14 protein-coding genes are annotated in these 17358 nt (G+C 41.3%); 8 read left to right on the forward strand and 6 right to left on the reverse strand.

Annotated elements, in window-relative coordinates:
• Positions 1 to 68 precede the first annotated feature (68 nt).
• A complete protein-coding gene (nfuA, locus tag AC2SLT_RS06765; RefSeq protein WP_486546884.1) occupies positions 69 to 719 on the reverse strand; it encodes a Fe-S biogenesis protein NfuA in 651 nt (216 codons plus the stop codon).
• A gap of 392 nt (positions 720 to 1111) precedes the next feature.
• On the opposite strand from nfuA, the gene paeA reads away from it, so the two are divergent.
• From paeA to AC2SLT_RS06795, 6 genes are all read left to right on the forward strand, one after another.
• Complete coding sequence (gene paeA, locus AC2SLT_RS06770) at positions 1112 to 2392, forward strand: polyamine export protein PaeA (RefSeq protein ID WP_486546885.1); 1281 nt, start codon at positions 1112 to 1114, stop codon at positions 2390 to 2392.
• Between the two features lie 210 nt (positions 2393 to 2602).
• On the forward strand, positions 2603 to 3232 hold the full coding sequence (locus tag AC2SLT_RS06775; protein WP_486546886.1) for a glutathione binding-like protein: 630 nt from the start codon (positions 2603 to 2605) through the stop codon (positions 3230 to 3232).
• 243 nt (positions 3233 to 3475) lie between these two features.
• A complete protein-coding gene (gene rarD, locus AC2SLT_RS06780) occupies positions 3476 to 4492 on the forward strand; it encodes an EamA family transporter RarD (protein WP_486546887.1) in 1017 nt (338 codons plus the stop codon).
• Between the two features lie 389 nt (positions 4493 to 4881).
• On the forward strand, positions 4882 to 5970 hold the full coding sequence (locus AC2SLT_RS06785) for a bifunctional nicotinamide-nucleotide adenylyltransferase/Nudix hydroxylase (protein ID WP_486546888.1): 1089 nt from the start codon (positions 4882 to 4884) through the stop codon (positions 5968 to 5970).
• A gap of 225 nt (positions 5971 to 6195) precedes the next feature.
• On the forward strand, positions 6196 to 7596 hold the full coding sequence (locus tag AC2SLT_RS06790) for a nicotinate phosphoribosyltransferase (protein WP_486546889.1): 1401 nt from the start codon (positions 6196 to 6198) through the stop codon (positions 7594 to 7596).
• Positions 7597 to 8052: 456 nt separating this feature from the next.
• Positions 8053 to 8913, forward strand: a complete 861-nt coding sequence (locus AC2SLT_RS06795; RefSeq protein ID WP_486546890.1) for an SGNH/GDSL hydrolase family protein — start codon at positions 8053 to 8055, stop codon at positions 8911 to 8913.
• Positions 8914 to 9218: 305 nt separating this feature from the next.
• On the opposite strand, the gene AC2SLT_RS06800 is transcribed toward AC2SLT_RS06795, so the two are convergent.
• The 3 genes from AC2SLT_RS06800 to AC2SLT_RS06810 form a co-directional block, all read right to left on the reverse strand.
• Positions 9219 to 9689: a DUF2127 domain-containing protein gene (locus tag AC2SLT_RS06800; protein ID WP_486546891.1), complete on the reverse strand. Its 471-nt coding sequence runs from the start codon at positions 9687 to 9689 to the stop codon at positions 9219 to 9221.
• Positions 9682 to 10848, reverse strand: a complete 1167-nt coding sequence (locus tag AC2SLT_RS06805) for a dihydroorotase (RefSeq protein ID WP_486546892.1) — start codon at positions 10846 to 10848, stop codon at positions 9682 to 9684. The genes AC2SLT_RS06800 and AC2SLT_RS06805 overlap by 8 nt, the downstream gene beginning before the upstream one ends.
• A gap of 145 nt (positions 10849 to 10993) precedes the next feature.
• Entirely contained in the window at positions 10994 to 12031 is a 1038-nt protein-coding gene (locus tag AC2SLT_RS06810; protein WP_486546956.1) for an aspartate carbamoyltransferase catalytic subunit, read from the reverse strand.
• A gap of 887 nt (positions 12032 to 12918) precedes the next feature.
• Here AC2SLT_RS06810 and AC2SLT_RS06815 point away from each other — a divergent pair.
• Positions 12919 to 13971 (forward strand): class 1 fructose-bisphosphatase, encoded by a 1053-nt coding sequence (locus tag AC2SLT_RS06815; protein WP_486546893.1) that lies wholly within the window; start codon positions 12919 to 12921, stop codon positions 13969 to 13971.
• Positions 13972 to 13989: 18 nt separating this feature from the next.
• Positions 13990 to 14823 (forward strand): TrmH family RNA methyltransferase, encoded by an 834-nt coding sequence (locus AC2SLT_RS06820; protein WP_486546894.1) that lies wholly within the window; start codon positions 13990 to 13992, stop codon positions 14821 to 14823.
• A gap of 146 nt (positions 14824 to 14969) precedes the next feature.
• Here the strand turns inward: AC2SLT_RS06820 and AC2SLT_RS06825 are convergent, their stop codons facing one another.
• Entirely contained in the window at positions 14970 to 15779 is an 810-nt protein-coding gene (locus AC2SLT_RS06825) for a 2OG-Fe(II) oxygenase (protein WP_486546895.1), read from the reverse strand.
• Between the two features lie 307 nt (positions 15780 to 16086).
• Complete coding sequence (gene tuf, locus AC2SLT_RS06830) at positions 16087 to 17277, reverse strand: elongation factor Tu (RefSeq protein WP_486546896.1); 1191 nt, start codon at positions 17275 to 17277, stop codon at positions 16087 to 16089.
• Positions 17278 to 17358: the final 81 nt, after the last annotated feature.

Below are 17358 nucleotides of genomic sequence, written 5' to 3' on the forward strand. Positions count from 1 at the left end.
TAAGCTATTGACACTAATAAAACTTACGTTACCCACAACTTATTTAATTGTCTAATTAAAAATAAAGCTTACTTATAATAAGCATTTTCAGTACGGGTATGGTCGGTTTCATCAACCACTTGCGTAAGCTCTGGGATTTGTTGTTTAAGCTGTACTTCAACACCTTGACGCAGTGTCATGTCTACAGCAGAACAGCCCTGACAGCCGCCACCAAATTTAAGTACCGCAGTTAGACCAACGCCCTCTTCTTCGATAAGCTCTAATAACTGAACATTACCCCCATGAGCAGCTAAGCTTGGGTTAATCTCAGATTGCAGCACGTAATTAATACGCTCTTCAACACTCGCATCCGCCCCAACCTTAGGTACTTTAGAGTTCGGCGCGCGGAAGGTTAACTGACCCCCAAAGCGATCTTTATTATAATCAATCACCGCATCTTCTAAATAAGGCACAGAGCTGGCTTCAATATAAGCTGTAAAGTCTTCAAATGGCATTTGTAAGTCAGCAGCGTCTTCTTCACCAGGCTGATTATAAGCCATGCAACACTCTGCGCGTGGTGTGCCTGGATGTTCAACGAAAATACGAACACCAATACCCGGTGTCTCTTGTTTCGCTAATAACTCAGCTAAATACCCTTGAGCGGATTCGGTAATTGTTATATTGGTTTTGATGTCTGTCTGATCTGTATCGATAGCAGAAACGTGTGCGTTATCAGTCATAATATGACCTCTTATAGTGTGGAAAATTTGCAGGCTCACATTTAATTTTTGTCTAGAACGAATCGTCCAAAACGAACAAAATTTAATATAAAGCTTTTATGGTTCTATTATGGCGGTGATTGTAAATTAATCAAGTTAAATCACTATAACTACACAGATAAGACATGCTGATAAACCCTCTTTTAAAGTAGATATGACATATCATGCTTACTTGTTCTAAATTTACTTTATAATACTGTGATAAATTGGCCGGATATTGCTTCTCGTCATAGGCTTTAAAGCGGCTTATACTTCTCTATCACCCAAATTAAAACGATACCCTAATTAAAACGATAGGATACAATCTGTCGTCCTATATCAATGGCTAAACAAAAGGTTTAGAGCTTACTATCATGAGTCTAATCAGTGCGATAATCTCTATTTTTTTATTAATAGCCGTCAGTGCGGTTATCTCAAGCTCAGAGTTGGCATTGGCATCTGCCCGCAAAATCAAACTACAAATTCTGGCCAAGGAAGGAGATATTCGGGCGCTTGATGTCTTAGGTATGCAAGACAATCCGGGTAGCTTTATTACCGTGGTTCAAGTACTTCTCAATGCGGTGGCAATTTTGGCAGGTGTCATCGGCGAATCAGCCATCAGTCCCTATTTGGTTAATATTTTTGGTCATGAGACACTCGCTTCTATTTTGTCTTTCATTTTTGTAACCAGTACCTTTGTGTTGTTTGCAGATCTGATGCCGAAACGATTTGCCATGTCTTTTGCTGAGCCTATTGCCATACGCTTGGTCCGTCCAATGATGACCCTTATTTTTATATTTAAGCCGATGATTTGGGTGTTTGATGGCGCCGCTGATATCTTATTTAAGCTACTAGGTATCTCTACCGTTCGCCGTGATGATATGACCTCAGAGGATATCTTTGCAGTCATGGATGCAGGTGCAGAAGCGGGGGTTTTAAAAAAACAAGAGCATCATCTTATTGCCAATATTTTTGAGATGCAGGAACGTACCGTCACCTCAGTAATGACTACGCGTGAGAATATTATTTATTTTGACTCATTAGAGAAAGAAGATGTCATCATTGAGACTATGATTCAGAAGCCGCATCATAAGTTTTTGATATGTTTAGAAGATGACTTGGAGCAAACCCTTGGTTATGTTGAGTCTCGAGCGTATTTGGCCTTAATATTGAAAGAGGAGAAAGTAAAATTAACCGATGCCAATATTCTGCATACCGCCCTTTTTATCCCAGACACATTGACTTTATTTGATGTGCTAGAAACCTTTAAAAGTACGGGGTCTGATTTCGCTGTCATTGTCAATGAATACGCCCTAGTGGTGGGTGTAATTACCTTAAAAGACGTGATGAGTATCGTCATGGGTGAGCTGGTCACAGTGGATGAACAACCGATTGTGCAACGATCCGAAAACTCTTGGCTGGTTGATGGTATGACGCCCATTGAGGATGTAATACGTACGCTTGGCGTGTTTAGCTTTCCTAATTCTGAAAACTATGAAACCATTAGCGGCTTTATGATGTATATGCTCAGAAAAATACCCAAAAAAACAGATATCATTGAACATGCCGGCTTTAAATTTGAAATCTTAGATACTGAGAATCTTAAAATTAACCAATTGTTGGTCTCTAAGATAGATGAGGATGAAAAAGTATAAGCACCTTATGAAGTATGAGCATCTTAAAAAGTATGAAGACCTAACACACCTAGAGAATACCGACTCATCTTCACATTTTGAAATTGAATTATCCTTTTGCCTTCTTTACACTCAATTAGGTTCGTAAAACGTTGTTAGTAACACAATTCAATAATTTAACCAAAAAATTCTAATAACTCAGTCAACAACTCATTTAATAAGGATAATAATATGAAATTATACGTCTTACCAGGTGCCTGCTCGTTTGTGCCTCATACCGCTCTTGAATGGACTGGAGCAGAGTATGAGCTTGAAGTCATGGATCATGATTCTGTAAAATCAGAGGAATATCTTAAAATTAACCCTCAAGGTTCTGTACCTGCAATCGTCGATGGGGATACCGTCGTTACTCAAAACATAGCGGTACAAAGTTATATCAATGCCTCTTTTCCCGATACCAAAATTTTTGGTAACTTTAACACTGCTGCTGAGCAAGCTAAGGTGATGCATTGGTTGGCGTATTTGAACTCAGATGTTCACAAAGGATTTGCTCCCTTATTTAGCCCAGATAGTTTTGTCAGTGATAAGTCGGCTCAAGCTGAACTAGAAAAAAACACCAAGCAAAAACTGGTCGATATGTTAGCCCTTGCTAATGAACAGTTAGGCAAACAACAGTACCTGACAGGCAGTAAATCTACTGCTGACCTATACTTATATGTGGTCATGCGTTGGTCGAAGAAATTTGGGTTAGATTTGTCATCTTATGATAACTTTAATCCGTTTATTAACCGTATTGAATCGGATGAGAGCGTCACAGAAGCTCTACGTCAAGAAGGTCTTGAAAAAATAAACTCATTATAGTAACGTCTCACATTATAGTAACATCCCAATAAAACTAACGTATCACGTTTAGCTTTTAAATAGCCTCTTTAATAACGTCTTTAGCTCACTTTAAACGACCCCCTTAATTATCCAAGGGGGTTTTTATTTTTATATTTTAATATCTCTAGCCCAAGTATGGTGCACTAGGGTCTGTATTGAGTTCCTACTATAGATATAGATAAGGGTGTAACTGGTTTTTGTAATAACTTTATGGTGCCTTATATGCCTAATCATGATGCCTCTCATCAAATCTCAAATAAGCCAATGACTGGATTACCATTCATCTCCTATTGGGCAAAAAATGAAATACAACAGCGTACTGCTATTGTGGGTGTCATATTGGCAATCATCTCAAACATACTGTTTGCCATACTCTACTTTTATAGCCATCTTTTAAAGCCATTATCAGGCAGTCAAGTCTTTATATGGCGGATGCTGTCTATGTGGGTAGTATTGATGACGTTCTTGATGCTAAGAGGTCGATTGAGTATGCATATTAATGTCATACGTCAATTTAAGACGCCAAAACAATTGGCATGGTTACTGCTGCCGACGCCTATATTCTTTAGTCAACTGTGGTTATTTATGTGGGCGCCTGTCAATGATCAAGGGGTTCAAGTGGCAATGGGCTATTTCTTATTCCCTTTAATGATGGTGCTATTTGGATTTCTATTCTTTAAAGAGCGCCTTAGCCGATTACAGTGGACCGCGGTTATTTTTGCGATGTTGGGTATTGCTATTGAAATCGTACGCACCCAAAGCGTTTCATGGGCGACGTTATGGGTATGTGGCACTTATCCGATTTACTACATTATGCGGCGACTGCAGGGCGTAACGGCGATGACTGGCATGTTGGTGGATTTGACTTTATTTTTGCCCATTGCCTTGGCTTACTTACTATATGTTGCGCCTAGTAATATTACTTTTGTAACCAGCTCAGCGGTTTATCTTTTCTTAGTGGTCAGCTTAGGTATCATCAGCGTATTAGCCTTAAAGACCAACATAGATGCCAGTCAAATGTTACCCGTCAATGTATTTGGCATGATGAGCTACCTTGAGCCCGTATTTTTGTTTTTCTTAGCCATCACGGTATTAGGAGATACCTTTGAGCCGGCTATGCTCTATAGCTATGGTCTAATATGGATAGGGATCATGTTTTTGATTGCTCATGGTGTCCGTCAAATTCAGGCCAATAGACGACAGACTAAACGTTGGTTAAAAGGTGCACGAGTCAGTTAAATTTAACGTTAATAAGTATCGCATATTTGGCTGGAGGCACTCATATACTGGCAGTGTGATATCAGTAACAAAGCCAATGACTCTCAGATAGTTTGGTAATTTTACGTTTTAACACGCTTTCATTGTTGTTTTTAACGCTGTTAATATGTCACTATAACTTATATCAAATTTAGAAATTAACCTATCGAGGAAGACGAAAGCAAACACTACACAAAGTAGGTTCAGCGAGTCTGACTGTGCTTGAAAAGGATAGGTTATTTTATAGAACTGGTATTACTTCTATGTCCTAATAACTTGATAAGCTTATTAAAGTTAAAGATATATTCCTAATTAAATAAGCTAATATCACCGTTTAATAGTCATGTATTGCCACTTCAGGAGTCGAAATAATGAGTGTGTTACCCGAACAAAGCCCTATGGACCCAGCAAATCAATCCGATAGCGCAAAAGGGGGTAAAAACAAAACTCGCCGTTATAAATATTTAGTATTTATAGGTCGATTTCAGCCGTTTCATTTAGGTCACAAAGCAGTGGTTGATGAGGCGTTAAACCGTGCAGAAAATGTAATTATGCTGATCGGCTCTGCGAACTTACCCCGCAGTCTACGTAATCCTTTTAGTGTAGAAGAGCGGGCACAAATGATCCAAGGCGCTTATTCTAAAAAGGAGGCCAAACGCATTCATTGTGTCGGACTAGATGATGCGCTGTATAACGATACGCGTTGGCTTCAATATGTGCAGGCCGCCATTTATTCGGTCACTCAAGACTTAAGCGCTGATATTGCCCTCATTGGTCACTCAAAAGATAGCTCTTCTTACTACTTGTCTCTGTTCCCAAACTGGCAGTCAATCTCCGTTCCGAATTACAAAAATTTATCAGCCACGCCTATTCGCGAAGGTTATTTAATGGGGGCAACCCCAACCGGCGATCGCTCGCCCGCTTCGACACGGGACGTTTTAGAGCAGTTTAAACAAACGGATGACTATCAAAAGCTACAAGAAGAAGCATGGTTTGTCGATAATTATAAAAAGCAGTGGCAAGATACTCCGTATCCGCCTACCTTTATGACGGCGGACGCCGTAGTGGTTCAGTCTGGTCATATATTGCTTGTTGAACGCCGCAGTATGCCTGGTCGTGGACTGTGGGCATTACCTGGAGGCTTTATTGATCAAAAAGAGACCCTGCTCGATGCTTGTATTCGAGAATTAAGGGAGGAGACCAAACTTAAAGTACCAGAGCCTGTCTTACGCGGCTCAAGGCATTCACAACATACTTTTGATGATCCTTACCGCTCAGCGCGCGGTCGTACTATTACGCAAGCCTTTTATTTCCAATTAAAAAATGACGCCAAAGGCCTGCCTAAAGTCAAAGGGGGCGATGATGCTACCAAGGCATTCTGGTTGCCTTTAGCCAAGCTTGATGCCTCAAAAATGTTTGAAGACCATTATGCGATTATTTCCAAAATGGTCGGGTTGTAAATTTTTATCTTTTATAGCCAAAATTTAACTTATTATTATGTATACCTGTTAAACATTCAATAAATCATATAGTTAACTATATCTTCGTCAACCTTTTTTACCTACCTGAGCTGATAGACGGCGAGGGTACAACACACTGTCTAGAATTGCCAAGCTAGCAGTGATAATGAGCCCCCCATTGTTTTTTCGATTGGGGGGTCGTTTTTTAAACAGAGGAGTTCTGTTATGTACACTGGTAATTTTAATAATCTCATTCTCAATTCAGACAGCTATAAGGCCTCACACTGGTTGCAATATCCACCCGGTAGTGAGTATATGTCAAGCTACGTCGAAGCCCGTAAAGGCGACTATGATGTTGTATTCTTTGGCCTTCAAGCCTTTATTAAAGAGTATCTTAAAGACCCCATCACTACCGCCCATATTGATGAGGCTGAAGCTGTCATTACGGCCCATGGTCTTCCGTTTAACCGCTCAGGTTGGGAGAGACTCGTTGAAAAGCATGGCGGCTACCTTCCCGTTCGCATTCAAGCCGTTCCTGAGGGTAGTATCGTACCTGTCTCAAATGTCGTCTGCCAGATAGTCAATACAGATCCTGAGTTTTATTGGTTGCCAAGCTATTTAGAAACCTCTTTATTACGCGCGATATGGTATCCCTCTACAGTGGCCAGTGTCTCCTACTTCTGTAAAAACGTAATCAAAGCAGCATTAGAGAAATCTGCTGATAGTACAGGGGGCTTACCATTTAAGTTGCATGATTTTGGTGCTCGAGGCGCATCTAGTATGGAGTCTGTGGCACTAGGAAGCCTAGCACATCTGGTTAACTTCTCCGGTACCGACAGCATGACCTCCTTAATCGCTGCAAGTCGATGGTATGGGATGCATAAGGAAATGCCTGCCTTCTCAATTCCTGCAGCCGAGCATAGCACTATGACCTCATGGGGCCGCGAGCGTGAACGTGACGCTTATGCCAATATGTTGGAGCAATTTGGTGGAGAGGGTCATTTAGTAGCCGTTGTCTCAGACAGTTATGACTTGTGGAATGCCATTGATAATATTTGGGGCGATGAACTTAAACAACAGGTCGAAACGATGGGAGGTACACTGGTCATTCGTCCTGACAGTGGTGACCCTGCTAAGGTGGTCCGTGAAGCTCTTGAGCGCTTATCTGTCAAATTTGGGTATACCGTCAACAGTAAAGGCTATAAGGTACTGCCAGATTATGTGCGCCTTATTCAAGGCGATGGTATTGGTCCACATAGCTTAGGTAGGATTTTGGATACCATTATGCAGGCAGGCTTTAGTGCAGACAATGTCACATTTGGTATGGGTGGAGGATTATTGCAGCAAGTCAATCGTGACACCATGAGCTGGGCGATGAAAGCCAGTGCGATTAGTATCAATGGCGAATGGAAAGAGATCTTCAAAGACCCTATTACCAGTCGTTCAAAACGCTCTAAAAAAGGCCGGTTGGCATTGATTAAAGATACTAAAGGTCAATTAACCACCATTAAAGAAGAGTCGCTCACTGATCCTAGAGACAATGTGCTACAGGATGTATTCGTTGATGGTAAATTGCTAGTAGATGAGAGTTTAACCTCAATTCGTAAGCGAACTGGTGGTTGGTAGGCTAAGTGTTTATTCACCCCTACTCTTATTAAACCCAACCTTTATTCGTTATTAGTTTAAAAGCCCTATCAAGATTTGTTAGGGCTTTTTAGGGCTTTATGGCACTTTAGAATTTATTTCGTTGCTTTACTTGATTGATTGACTAACTAGACTTACGATAGGGATGCTCTTATTATAATAGTGAAAGCGTAAGCCGTGGGTTTCGCTTCGCTACACATTCTGCAAACTATTAGAGTTCACGTTTAACTATAATACGCTTAAGTACATTAGACTTATTGTCAGCTAATTAATATCAAATCAGGCATTAACCAATCGAGTCAAGCAAGTCCAAACGCAACAAATTAAATGCTACAGATAGTAGGTTCAGTAAGCCCGACCGAGTTTAACAAATAATAGGCTCAAGAATAGATTAGGAAAAGGTAAAAACATTATTAACCCTGCACATAAGATGACGCTATGCAACCAAAAGATATCGCTCTAGCCCCGATATATATTTATCAAGGCCGTAAACTCAAACGCAACGCCCTTCGTTTGCCTGAGGCACAAGGCGATCGTCAAGGTGTTATTGACTTAAGGTCCGCTAAGAAAAATGAGTCCAGTAAATCCAACAACCATTTTAACTTAATGATGACTGGCGACTCGTCTGCTGCAGGAGTGGGCGTTGACTCACAACAAGAGTCCCTGTTAGGGCATTTATTAAGCGAATTACAATCGACATCTGAGATTCAAAATAGGTTTGATAGATTAAACTGGGAGCTTCATGCCACTAGCGGACATACTAGCTTTGACGTACTTCGAAGATTGTATGTACTTCCCAATCCTGATACAGAACTTGATATCATAATTGTGATGGTTGGCGTGAATGACACCACTACCGGTGTTAAATTAGAGAAGTGGCAAGCGCAACTTGAAGAGATAATAGCCCTTGCTAAACGCAAGTTTGGCGCCAAATACATTATCTTCCCATGCCTGCCGCCTATGGCACATATGCCGTCTATACCCCGCCCTTTAAACACCTTTATTGGCGCTCAGTCAGACCTTATGAATGACAAATTGATAGAAATTTGTCAATCGCATCCAAACGTTGATACCTTAACGGTAGACTTTTCTGAAGCAGGCTTGACAGTAGATGATATGTTCTCAGAAGATGGCTTTCATCCCAATAGTATCGCCTATGCTTTTTGGGCGAAGAAACTGGCAGAAAAGATCGTTGAAGTTATTGATGAGGTCACGAACAAGGACAATGATGGGCGTGCTGATAAGGACATTAACGATAAGGACACTAATAAGGTCATAACAAGTAACTGTTATGAATAATTGTGTTTACTAGGCTAAGGGCTGTATAGTTGCCTTTTCGTTGTCCATGAAGATAAGTAGGTGTCTATGACTATAGTCAAAGAACTTTAAAGTAGCCACAAGGCAACCGAGTGCATGTACTACTGGAGTAGGCTTAACGAGGTTAGCGCTGTGACTATTTATAAGTTCGCCGACTATATAACGTATACCCGTCTATGATATTTATACCAAATCAAGAAGTGATTCTATCAAAAAAGCGAATGTTAACGCTACAAATAGTAGGTTTAATGAGCCTGATATAGATAGGTTATATTATAGAAAAGGTATTAGATAAGCTTCTTTCGGCGCATTTGCTTATAAACCACATACACCACCATAAGATTAAGCAGTAATATAACCAGCTTAAACCAATCAAAAGGTCGCACGACTAGATAATAGATCTCTGCAGGAATAAACAACCCATAACCCAATATACTAAACCAATATGCCCACGCTTTATCCTTCCATAACCCATAAGCTTCGATAAAGCGTAACAGCCCATAACCAAAGACTAATAGCATAAACACTTGCCAGTTTTCAGCCCCTCTTTGTGCCACCCGTGACAAACTGTCAACCTGAACACTAAATAAAGATCCGAAGTGGTTAATCCATGCCTGATTAGCAGAGTCTATTAGAGTTAAGATATTATTATGCCATGCCCATAAAGCAAAGGCGGTAATCACCGCCCCGACTCCTTTGATCACTTCATACAAAGTAACGGCCTTAATCGAACCACTTGTCTGCTGTGATTCAATCAAAGTAAGTCTCCATAACTTTGCCTTGTAAGGTTTGATTTAAAAAGGGAGTATTTTTGCCTTTTGACATTAAGCTATCTCTACTCACTTGCCAAGTTTGATTCGGATCGACCAATACTGCACCACCAACCTCATTATACTGCGTTTCAATTCCCGCTATCCGAGCAGGTGCTAAACAAATCTTATCGACTAACTGCTCAGGTGTGAGTACTCCATCACGCACCAGCTTGCACCCTAATGCCATAAAGGTATCAAAATTTGATATGCCGGGTGTAGATTCTGCAAATGGGGCTTGCTTCGCCGTATCATTAAGCGGCTCATGATGACTACAAATAGCGTCGATAGTGCCATCTTGCAACCCTTTCAATAATGCTTTTTGATCGGTATTACTGCGTAAAGGCGGTAACACAAAAGCAAGCGCATTAAAGCCTTCGAGATTGTCATCGGTTAAGTGCAATTGATGCATAGCCACATCACAGGTCACAGGTAAGCCTTGTTGCTTAGCCAAGCGCATCAAATCCACAGATGACTTACATGTCAGTTGACTAAAGTGAGCTGAAATACCCGTTTCCTCGACCATTAATAACTGGGCGGATAATGCCACCGTTTCGGCAAGCCAAGGGATACCTTGTAGTCCATGAAAAGAGGCAATATAGCCATCATGTGCTACGCCGCCTGCGGATAAGCTTGGCTCATTCGGATAGAAGAAAACCTTTAAATCAAAGGTTGCCGCATATTCTAGAGTACGCAACATGACTAGGTCATTTTTAAAAGGACGTCCCGCATTGGTCACAGCGATACAGCCGCCCTTTTTTAGTCCAGCCACATTAGCCGGTCGATCTCCTTCCAGACCAGCAGTTAACGCTCCAAGGACATGTAGATAAATGCCACCATCTTGCTTAGCACGTTCACGCAAACCCTTAAGCAATGAGCCGTTCTCTAAAATGGGATTGGTATCTGGTGGGGTGACCACATGTAAGAAGCCATTGTTACGTGCTGCAGTGCCTTCTGTTTTTAGCGTACCATGTTGCTGTAAACCGGGCTCTCGCAATCTTGCGCATAAATCCACCAAAGGCGGTAATAACCAATGGTCTTTTTTTGTATCAAGATCTTTTGGGTCAATATCAGGCTGTGTGACATCTTTAGGCAATAAATTTAGCATGACAAATCCAGTTATTAATATTGTAAAAGTGAGTAAGCATCCTGCGGCTCTAACGTTAATAGCTTCTGATTAGTGAGTTATTATCAGCGTTAGGCTTAATAGCGTTAGGTGTAAATAGTATGGTGAAAGTAGTATTGTGAAAATATTAAGAGCGTAGTGCCTGATATTCACGTTGACCTTGCATCGCCATCGACAGCACCGCCATACGGATGGCAATACCATTATTAACCTGCTTTAATATGACTGACTGCGGCCCATCAGCCACACTCGATGCAATCTCTACACCTCGATTCATTGGGCCTGGGTGCATAACGATCGCATCAGGCTTCGCTTTCGCTACCCGCTCAGGGGTAATGCCATATTTCTTAAAATACTCGCTTGATTCTGCCATTAATGGCGATCCAATGCGTTCATTCTGAATGCGTAACCCCATTAACACATCACAATCCACTACCCCTTTCTCTATATCCTCAAATACTCTAACACCATAACGTTCAATGCCTTTAGGCAATAGCGTACGGGGGGCAATGACTCGGATTTCTTTAACGCCCAATGTTTTCAAAGCACTAATATCCGAGCGTGCGACACGTGAATGCTTGATATCCCCAATGATAGCAACCGTCAACTCTTCAAAGGGACGTGGTGCTTCACGATGGATAGTCAGCATATCTAGCATGCCTTGGGTAGGATGAGCATGCCAACCATCACCGCCATTAATAATAGCAATCTCAGGTGTTACTTCTGTTGCCATGAAGTGAGCGGCGCCTGACGCAGAATGGCGAATGACAAATATATCCGCGGTCATGGCTTGTAGGTTCCATAACGTATCGCGCAGGCTCTCCCCTTTTTTAGTACTTGATCGCGCAATATCGATATTTAAGACATTTGCGCCCAGTCTTTTTTCTGCCACCTCAAACGTGGTACGCGTACGCGTTGAAGGCTCAAAAAATAAATTCATTACCGTACAGCCTTCAAGTTCAGGGCTGTTGATAAGCTGTCCGTTTGTATCAAAGAAGGTTTCTGCTTTGGCAATGATGGTTTGTAACTGCTCACGGCTTAAGCCTTCAATCCCTAAAAAGTGGCGGATATGACCATCTTCATTTAGTTGTGGCTTACTCAACGAAGCATTTAGTCGAGCCGTTGTCGAGTCAAAAAAAGCAGATTGGGTTGACTGTTGTTGCATTTCAGTCTTATGTTTCTTTGTTGAATCAGTCATGGCAGTTACCAGTATCCTTTATGAGCAGGTGTATGAAAAGGGATTGCAAATTATATAATTGAACGATGTGGCTATTAATATGGTTACTAATTATGGTTGTTAATGTGGTTACTTATCTAGGGCGTGTGGAACATTCGACCATGGCACTGGCGGAGACTATTTTTTAGTCAATATGCAGTGAAATTTTTGATGCTTAGTCATTCTAAGTTAGAACCCTAAATTTTTAAAAGCCGCCATATATTGGCAAAAAAGAGTCCCGCCCTCACTCTAGCATAGCTCTCGCCTTGCGAACGGGCAAAGCAGTGCTTTGCTTAATCTGTTCTCAGGGCTGATACTAAAATCGCCCCAGACGTTGTTACAAAACTAGCCAAGGTCCAATACGCTTCGGGCATTAGCGTCAATTTGCGCCTAGTCTGGAACGATTTTAGCTATCAGCAGTGCTAATTTGCGACTGTTCCACACGCCCTAATATCGTTATTAAGGTAACCAGTATTTTTTTAGTCGCTTAAAATGGATTCAGTATCAGCTATATGACTTTTAACGTGACTTTTAAAATAAACTAGCAGAAGAAATATCGCATGGTTTTTGTTACACTTTGCACAGACAAACTTAGAGCACTTATAGTCAGCAATATCAGATAAAATTGAAACAATTTAAAACTCTAGATTTTTTGTAGACGATAAAATATGACGTATATGACAGCTTGTATAGTTTAGCCGATTTGACAGCTTTCAAAAAGTAAACGTTTTATTTTTCTCGTACTAATTTTATATATAGAACTTAGCCTTACCTCAAATAATAAATCTTTATAACCACCGAGCTATTCCTCAATACATTGGTTAAAGGAACCACAAATGACTACCTTAAATGACTATTTTAAAAACCATTTAAACGCCTCTTCTTCTAACAACAGCACTAAAAACGCCGCTGTCATCGATGTTATAAGTACCATTACTTCGGTTGGAAAACAAATTACAGAGCTGCTACGCAAAGGCGCATTGGCCGATATCCATGGTGAAGCAGGTGCTGAAAACGTGCAAGGTGAACAACAAAAGAAACTTGATGTTATCGCTAATGATTTACTATTACAGGCATTAACTGCCAACCCACACTGTGCGGGTGTGGCCAGTGAAGAGTTGGATGATGCTACTCCTGCCAATGAATCCGGTGAGCTTTTGGTCTTATTTGATCCATTAGATGGCTCTTCGAACATCGACATTAATATGCCAACCGGCACTATCTTCTCAATCCTTGAGTACAAAAATAAAGGTAAATCGGCTAAAAATGAGGACTTTTTACAAAAAGGTACCGAACAGTTGGCCTCTGGTTATTTGCTATATGGCTCATCAGCGATGTTGGCATTTACTTTTGCAGAACCCCTAGACCCCAACCATGATGGGGTACTTATGTTTAGTTTTAACCCAAGCACAGATGCATTTGAGCTCGTGGAAAAGAATATCGCCATTGCTAAAGATACCAAAGAGTATGCGATAAATGGCTCTAACTATCGTCATTGGTTACCCCCAGTAAAGCAGTACGTAGATGAATTGCTAGCAGGTAGTACTGGCCCACGCGGTAAGAACTATAATACCCGCTGGGTGGCCGCCATGGTTGGCGATGTGCATCGTATTTTGTGCCGCGGTGGTATTTTCTTGTATCCTAAAGATACCAAAGACCCTAGCAAAGCTGGCAAGTTGCGTCTTATGTATGAAGCCAATCCTATGAGCCTTTTAATTGAGCGTGCTGGTGGTGCCTCAACAGATGGTATGAATCGTATCATGGATTATGAGCCGACAGAGATTCATCAACGTGTTGCTGTAGTCTTAGGTAGTAAAAATGAAGTTGAGAGAGTAAAACAGTTACATGAACATCAAAAAATTGCACCCAGTCAACGCAACTATTTATAACCCTTAAAAGAGCTCATAATGAACGACACTATTACCAATAAGTTTTCAAATTATCCCGTCATCACCTCAGATAAAAATCCAACCGCAAAGCTTGCTAAAGCTTTGTTAACCCAATCTCGTCAACGTAAAAAAGCAGGTCAAACTGTGTTAGAGGGCGTGCACCTCATTGAAGCTGCCCTGCAAAATGATCATCTACCACAGCAGATTTTAATATCCTATAGTGGATTATCTCATCCGGAAGTACAGTCTCTATTGACGCAACTTATCACCTATAAGCTTGAGAATAAGCTGACGGTGGTCAGTGACTCTGTCTATCAAGGGATTAGCACATTAGGTAACGGTGTGGATATCATGGCGATTGTTAACGTACCGCAGCATGACCTGCATGGCTTAAAATCCCCTATCACCACTGATTGTCTAATTTTAAACGATGTCCAAGACAATGGTAATGTGGGCACTCTGCTAAGAACCGCCGCTGCCGTCGGTATCAAAAATATTATTTGCACAAAAGGTAGTGCTCAAGCATGGTCTCCTAAGACAATGCGTGCTGGTATGGGCGCCCAGTTTGGCTTGACTATTTATGAAGGCCTTGAGGAAGATGAAGTACTAAGCTATTTACGCTTGCCAGTTTTTGCGACCAGTTCCCATACGGATAATATAATTTATCAGCAAAATTTAAATCGACCAGTAGCGTGGGTTATGGGGCATGAAGGTCAAGGTGTGAGTGAGACAATCATGAAACAAGCCACCCCTGTTGCTTTACCACAGCCAAATGGGCAGGAAAGCTTGAATGTCGCGATTGCAGGTGCGCTCTGTATGTATGAGATGATCAGGCAAAGGGATTATTCTTAGATTAAACTATAACTCATGGCCTAAATTGGCATTATCTTAATTTAATTTACTGAGTTTTATTCACTATATTCGATGAATATAAATAAAAATGTGTGGCTTTAAGCCACACATTTTTTTATAGATCAGATTTAAAAGGCTATTTGATGCTAGATATATGGCTTTTCACGTAACCATTTTGTGGCAAGATACTTAACACCTGCAGTTACAGGAAGTCCTGCATGCAGTGTTAGCTTATCAATATCGCCATTAAAATCGGTATTGGCAAAGTATAACGCTGTCCCTCTCTTAGGCCGCACTTCAAAATTCATATTTGGGAACCGAGTCGACCCCCCAGCCTCAACGTCAGAGAGATACATTAAGAATGTGCCAACCCGTTGTCCGCCTTTCTTGGTTACAACCGCGCTGCTTTTCTTTTCAGGATCAAAGAAATCAAAGTGAGGCCTATATTCTCCGCCATCTTCATAGCGTAATACTTGCAACCCTTCACCATGATCTACCGGCCAATTAATCATCTCTGAGATACGTGCTTCAATAGTGCTAATAATATCTGTCTGCCCACGTTGATAGCCTGTACTGGTACTTGTCCTAGCATTATGCTCAATAAAGCTACCATCTTCTGGATTAACAACTCTTGAGGCTTTAAGCTTGCTATCTGCATCTTCAATTATTAGCTGACATTCTTCATCACTCAAGAAACCATTGATAACGACCACATAGGGTTTATAGCAGGTAAATGCTAATGATACTTTCTTATCTGACAGTTGAATATGATTACCAGAGGTATCGATATGGGGAATCTTTAGATTATGACCGCTTTTATTAATTAACTCGTAAGCAGCATCAATCCAGCCTCGATTAAATAAGCTCGCCGCTAACTTATTAGCAGGTACTCCTTTTGCCAAGTTCTCCGCTAACCAGTTTTTCCACTCTGGTTCTAACTTTTCAATTGCACTCATTACCCATCCTTAGGATGATATTTGTGATTATCATTCGGTTGCTTAGACAGTCTAAGATGACGGTTACAACCAATAATAGACTTAATTTAGCTTAGCTTATCATATCCTCATAATTATCAAAATAATATTCTTGATCTATAAGCATGACAATGGGGTTAGGGTCTATTGAACGTTCAAAATTTACATACCAATGATATGGTTTTGTGCCTACTATACATGACATAACAAAAAAACCCCTCTCAATTGAGAGGGGCTTTTTGGTATTGCTTAGCGAGTTATTAACAAATAACTCGTTTTATAATAACAATTAGTCTTTAACTGTTGCAACAACACCAGCGCCTACCGTACGGCCACCTTCACGAATCGCGAAGCGTAAGCCTTTGTCCATAGCGATTGGGTGGATTAGCTCTACGCTCATCTCAACGTTATCACCTGGCATAACCATTTCTGTACCGTCTTGTAAGGTGATTGCACCTGTGACGTCAGTGGTACGGAAGTAGAACTGTGGACGATAGCCGTTTAGGAATGGCGTGTGACGACCACCTTCTTCTTTTGATAGTACGTATACTTCGGCGTCAAACTTGGTATGCGGTGTGATTGAACCAGGTGCAGCAAGTACTTGACCACGTTGTACGTCTTCACGTTTTGTACCACGTAATAGTACACCACAGTTCTCACCAGCACGACCTTCGTCTAGTAGCTTACGGAACATCTCAATACCGGTACAGGTGGTTTTTTGAGTGTCACGGATACCAACGATTTCAATCTCGTCACCTACTTTGATGATACCTGATTCTACACGACCTGTTACTACGGTACCACGACCTGAGATTGAGAATACGTCTTCGATAGGCATTAGGAATGGCTTGTCAACGTCACGCTCAGGCTCTGGGATGTAGGTGTCTAGGGTTTCAAGGAGTTCAATTACTGCAGGCTCACCATATTTGCCGTCGTTACCGTTTAGAGCTTCTAAAGCAGAACCTTTGATGATTGGGGTGTCATCGCCTGGGAAATCGTAATCTGATAGTAATTCACGTACTTCCATTTCGACAAGTTCTAGTAGCTCTTCGTCATCTACCATGTCACATTTGTTCATGAATACGATGATGTATGGTACGCCTACCTGACGTGATAACAAGATGTGCTCACGTGTTTGTGGCATTGGGCCGTCAGTTGCTGATACAACTAGGATTGCGCCGTCCATCTGTGCAGCACCGGTGATCATGTTTTTAACATAGTCAGCGTGACCTGGGCAGTCTACGTGTGCGTAGTGACGGGCTTCTGTGTCATATTCAATGTGTGAGGTGTTGATGGTGATACCACGTGCTTTTTCTTCTGGTGCTGAGTCAATAGACGCGTAGTCTTTGGCTTCGCCGCCTGACGTTTTTGCTGCTACGGTTGCGATAGCGGCAGTTAGGGTGGTTTTACCGTGGTCAACGTGACCGATTGTTCCGACGTTGACGTGTGGCTTGTTTCTTTCAAACTTGGCCTTTGCCATGAGTGTATCCTCTTATTATTTCTAAATTCAGTTTAGACAGATAAAAATTAACGACTATAAACTAAGTGTTAATCTGCCAAA

It is taken from the genome of Psychrobacter sp. CX18 (assembly GCF_057396215.1).

Coding starts and splice junctions, on each gene's coding strand:
- nfuA (WP_486546884.1), bottom strand. CDS start 719: ATGACTGATAACGCACACGTTTCTGCTATCGATACAGATCAGACAGAC.
- paeA (WP_486546885.1), top strand. CDS start 1,112: ATGAGTCTAATCAGTGCGATAATCTCTATTTTTTTATTAATAGCCGTC.
- AC2SLT_RS06775 (WP_486546886.1), top strand. CDS start 2,603: ATGAAATTATACGTCTTACCAGGTGCCTGCTCGTTTGTGCCTCATACC.
- rarD (WP_486546887.1), top strand. CDS start 3,476: ATGCCTAATCATGATGCCTCTCATCAAATCTCAAATAAGCCAATGACT.
- AC2SLT_RS06785 (WP_486546888.1), top strand. CDS start 4,882: ATGAGTGTGTTACCCGAACAAAGCCCTATGGACCCAGCAAATCAATCC.
- AC2SLT_RS06790 (WP_486546889.1), top strand. CDS start 6,196: ATGTACACTGGTAATTTTAATAATCTCATTCTCAATTCAGACAGCTAT.
- AC2SLT_RS06795 (WP_486546890.1), top strand. CDS start 8,053: ATGCAACCAAAAGATATCGCTCTAGCCCCGATATATATTTATCAAGGC.
- AC2SLT_RS06805 (WP_486546892.1), bottom strand. CDS start 10,848: ATGCTAAATTTATTGCCTAAAGATGTCACACAGCCTGATATTGACCCA.
- AC2SLT_RS06810 (WP_486546956.1), bottom strand. CDS start 12,031: ATGCAACAACAGTCAACCCAATCTGCTTTTTTTGACTCGACAACGGCT.
- AC2SLT_RS06815 (WP_486546893.1), top strand. CDS start 12,919: ATGACTACCTTAAATGACTATTTTAAAAACCATTTAAACGCCTCTTCT.
- AC2SLT_RS06820 (WP_486546894.1), top strand. CDS start 13,990: ATGAACGACACTATTACCAATAAGTTTTCAAATTATCCCGTCATCACC.
- AC2SLT_RS06825 (WP_486546895.1), bottom strand. CDS start 15,779: ATGAGTGCAATTGAAAAGTTAGAACCAGAGTGGAAAAACTGGTTAGCG.
- tuf (WP_486546896.1), bottom strand. CDS start 17,277: ATGGCAAAGGCCAAGTTTGAAAGAAACAAGCCACACGTCAACGTCGGA.